This window comes from Sphaerisporangium aureirubrum (assembly GCF_042658925.1).
Classification (GTDB): domain Bacteria; phylum Actinomycetota; class Actinomycetes; order Streptosporangiales; family Streptosporangiaceae; genus Sphaerisporangium; species Sphaerisporangium aureirubrum.
Genome location: NZ_JBHSRF010000007.1, coordinates 134,733 through 148,415, shown reverse-complemented (window position 1 = coordinate 148,415; position 13,683 = coordinate 134,733). Strand labels below are relative to the sequence as shown.

Below are 13,683 nucleotides of genomic sequence, written 5' to 3'. Positions count from 1 at the left end.
CGATGCTCAGGACGCGAAGCGGGCCTCGCCCGTGCCGGGGACGATCTCGCCGAGCACCCAGGCGCGCTGGCCGCGCCCGGCCAGTGTGTGAATCGCCACATCGGCCGTGCCCGCCGGCACGATCGCGCACATGCCGACGCCCAGGTTGAAGGTGCGGTCCATCTCCTCACTCGGCACGCCGCCGTACCCCGCGAGCACCTCGAAGATCGGCTGAGGCGTCCAGGACGAGCGGTCCAGCACGGCGTCCACCGCGGCGGGCAGCGACCGCGCCAGGTTGGCCGCCAGGCCGCCCCCCGTGATGTGCGCGAACGCGTGCACCTCGACGGTCCTGGTCAGCTCCAGGCAGGGCAGCGAATAGATGCGGGTGGGCTCCAGCAGCTCCTCGCCGAGCGTGCGGCCGAGCTCGGGCGGCGTCTCGTCCAGGGCGAGGCCCGCGGTGCGCAGCACGTGCCGCACCAGCGAGTACCCGTTGGAGTGCACGCCCGACGAGGCCATGCCGAGCACCACGTCACCGGCCCGCACGCGGTCCGGGCCGAGCAGCCCGTCGGCCTCCACGACGCCGGTGCCCGCCCCGGCGAGGTCGTACTCGTCCGGGCCCATGGCGCCGGGATGCTCGGCGGTCTCGCCGCCCACCAGAGCGCACCCGGCCAGGCGGCACCCCTCGGCGACCCCGCCGACGATCTCGGCGATCCGCTCGGGCACCACCTTGCCGCAGGCGATGTAGTCGGTCATGAACAGCGGCTCGGCCCCGCACACCACCAGGTCGTCGACCACCATGCCGACCAGGTCGATCCCGATGGTGTCGTGCTTGCCGAGCGCCTGCGCCAGCATGACCTTGGTGCCCACGCCGTCGGTGGACGTGGCCAGCAGGGGCCGCTTGAACCGCAGCAGCGCCGAGGCGTCGAACAGGCCCGCGAAGCCGCTGGCGTCGTCGATCACCTCCGGGCGCCGCGACCTGGCGACCTTGGCCTTCATCAGCTCGACCGCGCGCTCGCCGGCCTCGATGTCGACGCCCGCCGCCGCGTAGGACGCCGTGCCCTCAGGGCTCATGCCCGCGCCTCCAGCACGAACTTGCCCACGTTGTCCTGGTCGATGGGGATGGGGTAGTCGCCGTTGAAGCACGCTCGGCACAGCCGTTCAGCCGGGATCGTGGTCGCCTCGGTCAGGCCCTCCAGCGAGATGTAGCCGAGGGAGTCGGCGCCGATGGAGGAACGGATCTCCTCCACGGTCTTGGTGCCCGCGATCAGCTCGAGCTTGGTGGCGAAGTCGATGCCGTAGAAGCACGGCCAGCTCACCGGGGGTGACGAGATGCGCACGTGCACCTCGACGGCGCCCGCCTCGCGCAGCATCTTGACGATCGCCCGCTGGGTGTTGCCCCGCACGATCGAGTCGTCCACCACCACCAGGCGCTTGCCCTGGATCACCTCGCGCAGCGGATTCAGCTTGAGGCGGATGCCGAGCTGGCGGATGGTCTGCGACGGCTGGATGAAGGTGCGGCCGACGTAGGAGTTCTTCACCAGCCCCTGGCCGTAGGGGATACCGCTGCGCTCGGCGTAGCCGATCGCGGCCGGGGTGCCGGACTCCGGGGTCGGGATGACCAGGTCGGCCTCCACCGGATGCTCGTCGGCCAGCCTGCGGCCCACCTCGACCCGGGTGGCCTGCACGCCGCGGCCGGCGATGGTGGTGTCCGGGCGGGCGAGGTAGACGTACTCGAACAGGCAGCCCTTGGGCTCGGCCAGCGCGAACCGGCGCGACCGCACGCCCCGGTCGTCGATCGCCAGCAGCTCGCCCGGCTCGATCTCGCGGATGAACGTGGCGCCGACGATGTCCAGCGCCGCGGTCTCCGAGGCCACCACCCATCCCCGCTCCAGGCGGCCGATCACCAGCGGGCGGATGCCCTGCGGGTCGCGGGCCGCGTACAGCGTCTTCTCGTCCATGAAGACCAGGGAGTACGCCCCCTTGACCTGCGGCAGCAGGTCGGCGGCGGCGTCCTCGATGGAACGGCTGCGGTCCTGCGCCAGTAGCGACGTCAGGACCTCGGTGTCGGTGGTGGCGCGGATGGTGCTCCCGGTCAGGCGCCCGGCGAGCTGGGGTGTGTTGATGAGGTTGCCGTTGTGCGCGAGGGCCAGGCCGCCCCCCTCGGTGGAGCTGAGGGTCGGCTGGGCGTTCTCCCACACGCTGGATCCTGTTGTCGAGTAGCGGCAGTGGCCGATCGCCAGATGGCCACGCAGCGTCCCGAGGACCGACTCGTCGAAGACCTGGGCCACCAGGCCCATGTCCTTGTAGACGAGGATCCGGCTGCCTTCGCTCACTGCGATGCCCGCGGACTCCTGCCCGCGATGCTGCAGCGCGTACAGCCCGTAGTAGGTGAGTTTGGAGACTTCCTCGCCCGGGGCCCAGACGCCGAAGACGCCGCAGGCGTCCTGGGGTGCGCGATCACCGGGGTCAAGGTCATGGCCGAGTTGGCCGTCGCCCTTTAGCACGTGCTTCATTCTAAGTTGGGCGTCTCGACCGGCGGTAACCCGGGTCCTGACCAGGAGGCGGAGGGCAGCTGTTTTCTGCTGCCTTGGGGGAAAGATCCCCGCCTTTTGCCGTTTCTGCTTCCTTGGTGGCGGCGTGGCGGGAGATAGTAGGTGTTCCTCGCCGCCCGCGACCGCCGAAAGAGCTGACCACGTGACGACACCTGGCGATCCGCACGACCCTCAGCCCCGTCCGGGCGGCCAGTCCCCCCAGGGGGAGCCGCCCGGGGGCACGCCGTCGCCGTACGGTGACCAGCCGCCGCCCTACGGCGGGCCGTACGGCGGTGAGGCGCCTCGGCAGTCCTACGGCGAGCCGCCCTACTACGGCGGCCCCCCGCCGTACGGGCAGTACCAGCCGGGCGGGCAGGGAGGCCGGTCCGGAGGCGGGCTCGGGACGGCGACCCTGGTGCTCGGCATCCTCAGCGTCGTCCTGCTGCTGGTGTGCGGCATCGGCCTGCTGACCGCCATCGCGGGGCTCGTGACGGGCTTCATCGCGCTGGCCCGGCGGTCCAACAAGGGCCGCGCCATCGTCGGCCTGGTGCTGAGCGGGCTCACCATCCTGCTGGGCGTGCTCGCCTTCGTATGGTTCGTCAACACCTTCCAGGAGTGCTTCGACCAGCCCACCCAGGCCGACGCCCAGATCTGCGTGGAACGCAAGCTCGGCGTGCAGCAGCCGGTCGGTCCGTAGATCTTTCCCGGCCGGGGCTCGGCCGCTCGCGTCCTTGGTCCTGTCCCTAAGGGGCCGCCCGGCCGAGCGGCAGGTGATCGGACAGGTCCGCGCGCCGGCCGCTCGCGCTGATCTTTCCGGCGTCCATGGCCTCGGCCCAGGTCGTCCGCCCCATGGCGAGCTCCAGCCAGGTGCGGGGGTCGGTCTCCACGACGTTCGGCGGCGTCCCCCGGGTGTGCCGGGGGCCCGCCACGCACTGCACTGCCGCGTACGGCGGGACGCGTACCTCCACCGTCCGGCCGGGGGCCTCGGCGGCCAGGCGGTCCAGCAGGTGGCGCACCGCGAACCGCGCGGCGTCCCGCAGGGGGCGCAGTCCCTTCTCGTACACACCGAGGACGACGTGCGCGGCGGCGTCGGCCACGTCGTCGGGCGGGCCGTCGTACGGCGGTTCGCCCAACTCGGCGAGCTGCGCGTCGAGTGCGCTGCGTACCTTTTCCCGGTCAAGTTTTCTGGCGGCCACGTTTCCCCATCTTGCCTGCCCTCACACGGAACGGTTCACTCAGTGGGCGGCCGTCGTTCATCTCGCGTTACGTTCGCGGCCGTACGGTCCCGACGACGCGACTCTCCGACGATATTGGAGGACCTGTGGCGAACCCTTTATCCCGCAGGCTGCCGATTCTTTCCCTCCTGACCCCCGCCAGCGGGGGACGCGATGCCATGACCTGCCGGTTCCGGTGTGGCGACGCCTGTGCCCACGAAGTAGCCAACACCAGTGACAACCCCTATTTCCACGACATTCTGACCAGCGCGATCTCCCGGCGCGGCGCGCTGCGCGCGGGCGCCCTCGGCACGCTGGTCGCCACCGCGGGGGTCGCGGCGGCCGTGCCCGCGGCGGCCGACCCCGGCCTCGCCTCCTCCGGTGGTCACGGGCACGGGGGGCACGGCTCACGCGGGCTGGGATTCACCTCCGTCGCGCCGAACTCCCTGGACGCGCTCACCGTCGCGGACGGCTACCGCTCGGCCGTCGTGGTGCGCTGGGGCGACCCGGTGCTGCCCGGCGCGCCGGCCTTCGACTTCGAGAACCAGACCGCCGCCGCTCAGGCCAAGCAGTTCGGGTACAACTGCGACTTCGTCACCTTCTTCCCGATCGGCGACGACCGCGGGCTGCTGTGGGTCAACCACGAGTACACCGACGAGAACCTCATGTTCCGCGGCTGGACCAGCGGCGACACCGTCCCGCTGGAGCAGGTCGCCATCGGCATGGCCGCGCACGGCGGGTCGATCGTCGAGTTGGAACGTGCCGGGCGCACCGGGCAGTGGAAGCTCGTCACCCGGGGCCGCCGCCGCTACAACCGCCGCGTCACCGTGCAGACCCGGATGCGCTTCACCGGCCCCGCCGCCGGGTCCGCGCTGCTGAAGACCGCGGCCGACCCGCGCGGCACCACCGTGTACGGCATGCTCAACAACTGCGCGGGCGGCACCACCCCGTGGAAGACCGTGCTCAGCGGCGAGGAGAACTGGAACCAGTACTTCGTCGGCGGCAACGGCGTCCCCGAGGCGCAGAAGCCGTTCCTGACGCGGTACGGCGTCAACACCACGACGGCCGTCCCCAGCGGCAACCGGCGCTTCGACCGGGTGGAGGAGCGGTTCGACCTCGCCAGGCACCCGAATGAGATCAACCGGTTCGGGTGGATCGTCGAGATCGACCCCTTCGACCCCGACAGCGCCCCGATCAAGCGCACCGCCCTCGGCCGCCTCGCGCACGAGGGCGCCACCACCACGCTCGCCAAGGACGGCCGCGTCGTGGCGTACATGGGGGACGACAGCCGGTTCGAGTACATCTACAAGTTCGTGTCCAAGGAGCGCTTCATCCCCGGCTTCGACCGGCACAACCGGTCCCTGCTGGACGAGGGCACCCTGTACGTCGCCACGTTCACCGGTGACAGCCCCGGCCAGATCGACGGCACCGGCACCCTGCCCGCCGACGGCGGCTTCGACGGCACCGGCACCTGGATCCCGCTGGTGAGCGGCGACCGGTCGTTCGTCGAGGGCATGACGGCCGCCGAGGTACTCGTCTACACCCGCCTGGCCGCCGACAAGGTGGGCGCCACCAAGATGGACCGCCCCGAGGACATGGAGCGCAACCCCGTCAACGGGGCCGTGTACGTCGCGCTCACCAACAACACCGCCCGCACCGCCGCCCAGGCCGACGAGGCCAACCCCCGGGCGAGCAACCGCCACGGCCAGATCCTGGAGATCGTCGAACGCCGCGACGACGCCGCCGCGACCACCTTCACCTGGTCCCTCCCCCTGGTCTGCGGCGACCCCGCCGACCCGTCGACGTACTTCGCCGGCTTCGACAAGACCAAGGTCTCCCCGATCTCCTGCCCCGACAACGTCACCTTCGACGCCGACGGCAACCTCTGGATCTCCACCGACGGCAACGCCCTAGGCAAGAACGACGGCCTGTTCGCCATGCCGTTGTCCGGCCCCGACCGAGGCCACGTCCGCCAGTTCCTGACGGTCCCCTACGGCGCCGAAACCTGCGGCCCCTTGATCACCGAAGACCAGAAGAGCGTCTTCGTAGCCGTCCAGCACCCCGGCGAGATAACCGGCGCCACCCCCGACGCCCCCGCCAGCCACTGGCCCGACGGCGGCACCACCCAACCCCGCCCCTCCGTAGCCGTGGCCTGGCACCCCCAAGGCAAAAAGATCGGCTCCTGACCACCGCCCACTGAGGGCCCTCACCCTCACCGAGGGCCCTCACCGGCCAACTCCGTCGAGCCCCCTCGCCGCAGAATGGTCCTCCCCTCCGCGCGCAGAGCGCGCTCCGGCTCGGGCTGTGTTTTCCCAGGGAGGCTTCGCCCCCCTTCGACCCCCCATCGAAGGGCTTCGCCCCTCGAGCTCCCCGAACCTCCGCCCCGTCGCGGTGGGCTTCCGGTCACGTAGAGCAGGCCGGGTGCGCCCGGCTTCCCCACCGGACGCACGGACACGAGCTCCGGGCCGCAGGTCTCTCCCGCGGTCCGCCCCAGTGATCCACCCGAAACCGCCCCTGCCCGTCTCGCCTGGATCCGCCGGGCACCCGGACCCCGGCGGGCGGGGCCCAGGGCGTGTGCTTCGGGCCGGATGCCCCTAGTTACGCGAAGTGGCCCGGCTGGTAGTCGCCGGCGGGCTGCTGGACGATGACGTTCACGCGGTTGAAGGCGTTGATGAGGGCGATGAGGGTCACCAGGGCCGCGAGTTGGTCCTCGTCGTAGTGCTTGGCGGCGTTGGACCAGACGTCGTCCGGGACGCCGCCGGCGGCGTCGGCGATCCGGGTGCCCTGTTCCGTCAGTTCCAGGGCGGCGCGCTCGGCGTCGGTGAAGACCGTCGCCTCACGCCATGCGGCGACCAGGTTGAGGCGCACCGGGGTCTCGCCGGCGTGGACGGCTTCCTTGTAGTGCATGTCGGTGCAGAAACCGCAGCCGTTGATCTGACTGGCACGCAGCTTCACCAACTCCTGTGTCGCGGCCGGCAACGCCGAGTCCACGACCGCCTTGCTCGCCGAGACGATGTGCTTGAGGGCCTTGGCTCCGACCGGGGAACCGAGAATGTTCAAGCGAGCATCCATGACGCACTCCTTGTTGTCGCTGGTGGATACACCTCTCTGACAGATCAGCCCGCCAAGGTGTGACACGGACAAATGTGATGTACGTCTCCCTCAGGAGTCGAGCGTCTGTTTCAGGGCGTTGAGGCCGTTGGTGAAGATGCTGTTGACGAGGGCGACGGCGTCGTCGTCGGCTTCGGTGGGGGTGAAGGTGGCGGACCATTCCACTTGGGACTTCTGGGGGTCGGGGGTTTCGTGGACGGTGAGGGTGGCGTGGTAGTTCGTCACCGGAAAGGGGGACTGGAGGAACGTGTAGGTGTAGGTGCGGGAATCTTCGTCGAAGGATTCCAGGCGTTCGGAGATCTGGTCGCCGGTGGTGGTGGTGAGGTGGCGGATCCGGCCTCCCTCGGTGACGGTGCTGGTCCGGATGAAGGGGAGCCAGTCGGGGAGGGAGTCGAAGCCGCCTATCAGCCGCCAGACGTGGTCGGGTGGGGCGGTCAGGTCGATGGATGCGGTGGTGAAGGCCATGGTGGGCTCCTGGGGCCGGTCTTTGTCTCTGGCGTATCCCGGTAGAGGGCCGCGATGCGGGTTTTGCCAGATGAGCGGCGACATTTGACGGCGCGGAGGGGGGCATGGGCGAGGTGAGCGCTTGACCTTGAAGCCCCGGCAATCCATGATATTCCTATGCATTAAGTAGGAAAAGTGGAGTAGGGGATCTTGTGCGATCACTCATCCTGCTCGGGCTGGTCGGCCTCGCCGCCCAGCTCGTTGACGGAAGTCTGGGGATGGCCTACGGAGTCACCTCGACCACCCTTCTACTGGCCATCGGGACGAACGCGGCCGCGGCCTCGGCGACGGTGCATCTGGCCGAGATCGGGACGACGCTGGCCTCGGGGCTGTCGCATTGGCGGTTCGGGAACATCGACTGGAAGGTCGTCGGGAAGATCGGAGTGCCGGGCGCCGTCGGGGCGTTCGCGGGCGCGACCTTCCTGTCGAACCTGTCGACCGAGTTCGCGGCGCCGATCATGTCGATCATCCTGCTGACGCTGGGGCTGTACATCCTGGTCCGCTTCACCGCCTTCGGGCTGCCGCGCGGCAACCTCGGCAAGCCGCTGCGCAAGCGGTTCCTGGCGCCGCTCGGGCTGGTGGGCGGGTTCGTGGACGCCACCGGCGGGGGCGGCTGGGGGCCGGTGGGGACGCCGGCCATCCTGGCGAGCGGGCGGATCCCGCCGCGCAAGGTGATCGGGTCGATCGACGCCAGCGAGTTCCTGGTCGCCATCGCCGCGAGCATCGGCTTCCTGGTGGGCATCGGTTCGGAGAACATCAACTTCGCCTGGGTCGGGGTGCTGCTGCTGGGCGGCATGATCGCCGCGCCGGTCGCCGCCTGGCTGGTGCGTCACGTGCCGCCGCGCATCCTGGGCTCGGCCGTCGGCGGGGTCATCGTGCTGACCAACGTGCGCACCCTGCTGCGCAGCGACTGGGTCGACGCCCCGGGCGGCGTCCAGGCGTCGGCATACATCGCCATCGCCGTCCTCTGGGCCGCGGCGGTGGCCTACTCGGTGCGCGAGTACCGCCGCGACCAGGAGAACGAGTCGGTGGAGGCCCTGGAGCAGGAGGCGCGCCGTCGCGAGGCGGTGGAGGAGGCGAGTACCGCCTGACCCTTCGACGCGTGCCGTTCCTCCGGCCCGGTTCCCGCATGGGAGCCGGGCCGAGGCGTTCGGCGGCTTCCGGGCCGAAGCATGATCGGATATTGCCGGAGCCCGGGTGCCGAAATAGGATAAACCTACTAAACCAGTCTAGAATTGGGGGTAGACGTGGGGTGGTGTCACTGCCTGTCACCGCACCGGCCGGGACGTGTGTACGCGGCGCCTGCCACCGCCGTCCGCCCGTGGGACTTCTGATGCGGATCTCCGCGCGCACGCAGTACGCGCTGCGCGCCATGGTGGCGCTGGCGGCGGCCGGTGGGCCGCTCAACGCCGAGCGGATCGCGGCCGAGCAGGACATACCACGGCGGTTCTGCGACAACATCCTGCTGCACCTACGGCGGGCGGGGCTCATCCACAGCCAGCGCGGCCCCGACGGAGGGTACTGGCTGGCGCAGCCGCCGGAGAAGATCTCGCTGGCGGACGTGATCCGGGTGACGGAGGGAATCGAGCCCGCGGCCACCCACTTCCCGGGGGCGGCGGCGCCGCTGGCGGAGATCTGGGCGCGGTTGCACGACCACGAGCACACGCTGCTCAGTGAGATCACTCTCGCCGACATCCTCAGCGACGAGGTCTCCAGCGCCGGCGGGGAAATCTCCAGCGCCGGCGGGGAGAACTGACTGACCACGGCCGGGCCGGTGGGTGACGCTGAGCGATCTCCCCGTGGCGTCCGGCGAGGTCGCCGCGTGGCAGAGGCCCGCCCATATCGATGAAATTTCACGTATCCGGGGAGAGGAAGTGAGATGACCGGTATCGCCCGACCGGCCAGGTGGGACGGGTGGTGAAGAAAGACGGGGGACGTTGACGGGTGACCTGATGGGCCATTAGGCGCCGGCCGATTCACGGCCGACGGGCCTTTTCATGGACAACGCCCGGGTTCCGGTGGTTTCTGAAGGGGAACTCGGCGCCATGTACGTCGCCGTCAGGCTGAAGGAGGACGCGATGCTGTCCAGCGTCAGGCGTCATCGCACCATACGATCCCTCTCCCTTGCTCTGGTGGCGTTCGCCGCCTTACTCCTGCCGGTGACCCCGGCACACGCGACCTACGGCGCGCCGTTCACCGTGTGGGCGGAGATCTACGGCAACGGCGGGTCCACCCAGCTGGCCAGGCTCGACGGCACGCTGCAGTTCGACGACGGCAACACGAAGATCTACTACAACCTGGAGCTGTGCCGCCGGTCGAGCTTCACCGGCCCGCAGGTCAAGGTGTACGTCAACAACACCTTCGTGACCTCCCTCTACTGGAGCGGCGGCTACTCGACGGCGGTGTGCCCCAGCTTCTACACCGCGACACCGCTCTCCGCCGAGCTGACCTACGGCGGCACCATCTACAACGTGAGCCTGATCCTCGTGGGCTCGGAGTTCCCCAACAACGTCTACACCGAGCGCACCAAGCGCCGGGACTACGACAACCCCTTCAACTGAGCCGATGAACGGAGAAGCCCTCGCCGGAGCGGATCCGGCGAGGGCTTCTCCACGCGGTCAGGCGACGGGTTCGAGGATCCTGGGCTCGGGAGCGGCGGGGGCCGGGGGGCGGCGGCGCATGGTCAGCAGGCTCAGGGGCACGCCGAGGGCGATGATGGCGGCGGCGATGACCAGGGCGAGCTGGTAGCCGTCCAGGAAGGCGTTCAGCGGGGTGGCCCCGCCCTCCAGGGACGTGTTCTGCCGGGCGTTGAGCACGGCGCCGAGGATGGTGATGCCGAGGAGGCCGAAGATCTCGCGGGAGACGTTGAGTGTGCCGGACGCCACGCCCGTGCGGCCTGGGGGGAGGGTGTCGAGGATGGCGTTGGTCAGCGGCACGAGCAGGCCGGCGCCGAGGCCGTACACCAGGAACCAGGGGAGCAGCTCGGTGTAGGCGCTGCCCGCGCCGGTGAAGGACAGGGCGAGGACCGAGGCGGACATCAGGCCCAGGCCGGTGGCGACGGTGCGGGCGGTGCCGAAGCGGGCCGCGATCCTCGGAGCGGTGGTGGCCATGGCGGCCATGAGCAGGGCCATGGGGATGAACGCGGCGCCCGCCTCGGTGGGGGAGAAGCCGAGGACGTTCTGCAGCCACAGCGCGGTGAAGAAGTAGATGCCGAAGACGCCGAACGACCACAGGCCCATGGAGAGCAGGCCGCCGCTGAACACGCGCTCGCGGAACAGCGTCAGGTCGATCATCGGCTGGGTGCCGCGCCGCTCGATCACCACGAAGAGCACGGCCGCGGCGGCGGCGAGCGCGAACGCGCCGAGGGTGACGGCGGAGGTCCAGCCGCGGTCCTCGCCCTCGATGAGGGCGTAGGTCAGGGCGAACAGGGCGGTGGACGAGGTCAGCAGGCCGGGGACGTCCAGGCGGCGGCGCGTGCGGACGCCGTCCGCCGCCGAGAGGCGCGGGAGCGCCCAGACGCCGAGGGAGAGGGTCAGGACCCCGATCGGCACGTTGATCAGGTAGATCCAGCCCCAGTGCCAGTTCTCGCTGATGAAGCCGCCGGTGAGCGGGCCGAGCGCCAGCGCCAGGGCCCCGGAGGCGCTCCACAGGCCGACCGCGGTGTTGCGTTCCCGGGTGTCGGGGAAGATCTGCGGGATCAGGCTGAGCGCGGTGGGCGTGAGCAGCGCGGCGCCGATGCCCTGCACCCCCCGGCTGAGGATCAAGGTGGCGCCGTCGGCGGACAGGCCCGCGGCCGTGGACGCCAGGGTGAACACCGTCAGCCCGATCATGAAGATGCGCCGCTGGCCGAACACGTCGGCGAGCCGGCCGCCCGCGAGCAGCAGCCCGGCGAACACCAGGATGTAGCAGCTGACGATCCACTCAAGGCCGGAGATCGTCAGGCCGAGGTCACGCTGGATGGTCGGCAGCGCCACGTTGACCACGTTGTTATCCAGAAAGATCTACAAAACGCAAGTCAGAAGGAGTGGGACTACCCGCAGCTCAGCGAGGCAGGACCGCTCTCCGCTCGCCTCCCCACGCCGGGCGCAGCACCACCCAGGCAAAGGTGCGCGACTCCCGGTGCACCTCAACCACCGGCAGGACATCCGCGGTCAGTTCACGCCGCGCCAACGCCGGGAGCGTCGTCCACTCGTCCACCAGGTTCCTGATCACCGCCACGTACTCGTGCCGGCTCAACGGCACTGGCACGTCAAGCTTGTCCAGGGCCTCCGCGACCTCGGCACGCTCGAGAAGCAGAATGTCCCGCGACCGCCCGTACGCCTCATCGGGGATGATCCCGCGGGCCAGCTTGACCGTCAGTTGCGCGAGCGCCTCGTCCAGCGCGGCGAGTTGCTTGTCCAGCTGGCCACGGTCGGACCTGGGGTCGGCCGCGGCTGGTGCAGGCGCCACGGGTGACTCCCGTTCAATGTCGTCGGCCCACTGGGCGAGCTCGCGCAGCACGACCGCCTCGACGACGTGTCGCCGCACGCTGCGAGCTTTGCATTCGCGGCGGCGCAGGTAGGCGCTGCAGTGGTACCAGACCCCTGGTTGGCGGTCGTCCGCGGTCGGAGTCATGCGTGACTTGCAGTGTCCGCATCGCAGGGTCAGGGGGTAGACCGATGCGCGCGCCCGGGGAGGTGTCGCCGCGACGCGTAGCCGGCGGCGCCGGAAAGCCTGCCATTCGATCTCGGCGATCACGCCCTCATGCGCGCCCGGGATCAGCACCATGTTCTTGCACTTCGCACGCGTCTTGCAGTCGCAGTTGGGGTCGTGGATGTTCAGGAGGCCGGCGCCGAAGCCGCGGTCGAGCATCCGCAGGATGGTGGAGTCGGACCAGGGCACCCCGCGTGCGGTGAAGTACCGGGAGTGGTTGAGCCAGGCGGCCAGTTCGCGGCCGCCGCTGCCGTTGATGTAGCGGCGGTATACCTGGGCAAGGACCGGCCCGGTGATGGGGTCAATCTCGTATCGCTCGGGCCCGTCGTCGGGTTTGCGGACGGTGCGGTGCGGCTGGAGTGCGTCGGGGACGCGGCCCCGGAGGGTGTAGCCGAAGCGGGGGCGGCCGTTGGCGGGCAGGCCGTTGGCGACGCGGTATGCGTGGGCTTCGGCCCATTGCTCGCCGATGCGGTCGGATTCGAAGCTGGCGATCTCCATGAGCACGCCGCGGGTGAGGCGTCCGACGGCGGTGCGGGCGTCGACTTCCTCGGTTGCGGATTGCAGCTCTCCGCCGGCGAGGTTGATGCGGCCGAGGTTGACGGCGTTGCCGGTGCGGGTGCGGCCGAAGCGGGAGAACTTCCAGACGGCGATTTCGCGGGCCTTGCCGGCTTCGATGGCTTCGATCGCCCGCATGATCTTGCGGCGGAAGTCACGGCCGGAGGCGTCGAGGTCTTCGATCCAGTCGACGATGCGGCGGCCGGAGCGGCGGGCCCACTCGCTGATGGAGGCGCGCTGGAGCTCAGGGGAGATCTGCTCTTCGAGGAGCATGCTGACTCGGATGTAGCCGATCGCGGGAATGAGTTCGCGAACGGCGGGTTGTGGGGGCATGTGGCTCTCGTCCGGGGTCGGGGTCCCGGGCTGCCCGTGGCAGGGACACGAGCGAGCCAAACGGGTTGTTGTCTGGGCTACGTCGGATATTGGGTGCTCAGGACGTCAAGCTGCCCCTGGAGATAGCTCGTCCGGAACAGTTCTCTAAGCGTCACGTCGGACAGATTTGTGGCGAGTGTGTCGATCTTTTCGGCGACTAGCTTGCTGCCCTCTGTGTACCTTTGGGCGGATTCCCGCTGAGCCGCGGCGATCAGTTCGGCGGATTCCTTCTGGTTTGTTGTGATCAGTTCTATTGCGTTCACGATGCGGCCGATTGCCCAGACCGTGGTGAGGGCGATGGCGCCGCATGTGATGGCGCGCAAGGGAGCGCTCCAATTGTCGGGATCGGCGAGTTCAATGGAGATCGCAGTGGCGTTGAGGCCTACAAGACCCCAGAGGGCTACGGCTGCATAACCGAAAACTTTTTGTTGCATGCGGCTACCTCAGGTTAGGAGCGTTTCTTTAGGCGCCCTGGTGAGATATGGACGCTCCATCACCCGATAAGGGTTACGTGTTTTGGACGATTTTTTAGAGGCTTTGCCGTGTATCTGCTCCGCGCGGTGGTCGGGCCAGTAGCTTCGCATATGTCAGATTTCGCTCCAGTATGCGGCGTTCGTGGTTTGCCTCCTCCTCTTGTATGACTTGTTCGAAGAGAGCGCGTTCGGGGGGGGACATTGCTGCAAGGCGTTGATTGAGCTCGGCTCTCATGGCGGCGATGTCGGGGG

General features: G+C 69.5%; 13 protein-coding genes. 5 read left to right on the top strand and 8 right to left on the bottom strand.

Going from position 1 to position 13,683, the window contains the following annotated elements:
- Positions 1–6: 6 nt before the first annotated feature.
- Both purM and purF read right to left on the bottom strand, forming a co-directional pair.
- The gene (gene purM / locus ACFP1K_RS07955) at positions 7–1,050 is read right to left on the bottom strand and encodes a phosphoribosylformylglycinamidine cyclo-ligase (protein WP_380748549.1); all 1,044 of its coding nucleotides are present in this window, start codon (positions 1,048–1,050) and stop codon (positions 7–9) included.
- On the bottom strand, positions 1,047–2,492 hold the full coding sequence (gene purF, locus ACFP1K_RS07950) for an amidophosphoribosyltransferase (RefSeq protein WP_380748547.1): 1,446 nt from the start codon (positions 2,490–2,492) through the stop codon (positions 1,047–1,049). Before purF ends, purM begins: the two co-directional genes overlap by 4 nt.
- A 181-nt stretch (positions 2,493–2,673) precedes the next feature.
- On the opposite strand from purF, the gene ACFP1K_RS07945 reads away from it, so the two are divergent.
- Entirely contained in the window at positions 2,674–3,207 is a 534-nt protein-coding gene (locus ACFP1K_RS07945; RefSeq protein ID WP_380748545.1) for a hypothetical protein, read from the top strand.
- Between the two features lie 46 nt (positions 3,208–3,253).
- Here ACFP1K_RS07945 and ACFP1K_RS07940 read toward each other — a convergent pair whose 3' ends face one another.
- Positions 3,254–3,706: a sterol carrier family protein gene (locus ACFP1K_RS07940; protein ID WP_380748543.1), complete on the bottom strand. Its 453-nt coding sequence runs from the start codon at positions 3,704–3,706 to the stop codon at positions 3,254–3,256.
- Between the two features lie 197 nt (positions 3,707–3,903).
- Between ACFP1K_RS07940 and ACFP1K_RS07935 the strand changes: the two genes are divergently transcribed.
- Complete coding sequence (locus ACFP1K_RS07935; protein ID WP_380748541.1) at positions 3,904–5,910, top strand: PhoX family protein; 2,007 nt, start codon at positions 3,904–3,906, stop codon at positions 5,908–5,910.
- A 412-nt stretch (positions 5,911–6,322) separates the two neighbouring features.
- On the opposite strand, the gene ACFP1K_RS07930 is transcribed toward ACFP1K_RS07935, so the two are convergent.
- Both ACFP1K_RS07930 and ACFP1K_RS07925 read right to left on the bottom strand, forming a co-directional pair.
- Complete coding sequence (locus ACFP1K_RS07930) at positions 6,323–6,796, bottom strand: carboxymuconolactone decarboxylase family protein (RefSeq protein WP_380748539.1); 474 nt, start codon at positions 6,794–6,796, stop codon at positions 6,323–6,325.
- Positions 6,797–6,886: 90 nt separating this feature from the next.
- Positions 6,887–7,300 (bottom strand): SRPBCC family protein, encoded by a 414-nt coding sequence (locus ACFP1K_RS07925; RefSeq protein ID WP_380748537.1) that lies wholly within the window; start codon positions 7,298–7,300, stop codon positions 6,887–6,889.
- Positions 7,301–7,491: 191 nt separating this feature from the next.
- Here ACFP1K_RS07925 and ACFP1K_RS07920 point away from each other — a divergent pair, with 191 nt between their 5' ends.
- From ACFP1K_RS07920 to ACFP1K_RS07910, 3 genes are all read left to right on the top strand, one after another.
- Positions 7,492–8,430 carry a sulfite exporter TauE/SafE family protein gene (locus tag ACFP1K_RS07920; RefSeq protein WP_380748535.1) on the top strand — a complete coding sequence of 313 codons (939 nt, stop codon included), beginning with the start codon at positions 7,492–7,494 and terminating at the stop codon, positions 8,428–8,430.
- 242 nt (positions 8,431–8,672) lie between these two features.
- On the top strand, positions 8,673–9,095 hold the full coding sequence (locus tag ACFP1K_RS07915; RefSeq protein ID WP_380748533.1) for an RrF2 family transcriptional regulator: 423 nt from the start codon (positions 8,673–8,675) through the stop codon (positions 9,093–9,095).
- A 262-nt stretch (positions 9,096–9,357) separates the two neighbouring features.
- Positions 9,358–9,900, top strand: coding sequence for a hypothetical protein (locus ACFP1K_RS07910; protein ID WP_380748531.1), 543 nt, complete (start codon positions 9,358–9,360; stop codon positions 9,898–9,900).
- Between the two features lie 57 nt (positions 9,901–9,957).
- On the opposite strand, the gene ACFP1K_RS07905 is transcribed toward ACFP1K_RS07910, so the two are convergent.
- The 3 genes from ACFP1K_RS07905 to ACFP1K_RS07895 form a co-directional block, all read right to left on the bottom strand.
- A complete protein-coding gene (locus tag ACFP1K_RS07905) occupies positions 9,958–11,340 on the bottom strand; it encodes an MFS transporter (protein WP_380748698.1) in 1,383 nt (460 codons plus the stop codon).
- Positions 11,341–11,380: 40 nt separating this feature from the next.
- Complete coding sequence (locus ACFP1K_RS07900; protein WP_380748529.1) at positions 11,381–12,919, bottom strand: recombinase family protein; 1,539 nt, start codon at positions 12,917–12,919, stop codon at positions 11,381–11,383.
- A gap of 77 nt (positions 12,920–12,996) precedes the next feature.
- A complete protein-coding gene (locus ACFP1K_RS07895; RefSeq protein ID WP_380748527.1) occupies positions 12,997–13,392 on the bottom strand; it encodes a hypothetical protein in 396 nt (131 codons plus the stop codon).
- Between the last annotated feature and the right edge of the window lie 291 nt (positions 13,393–13,683).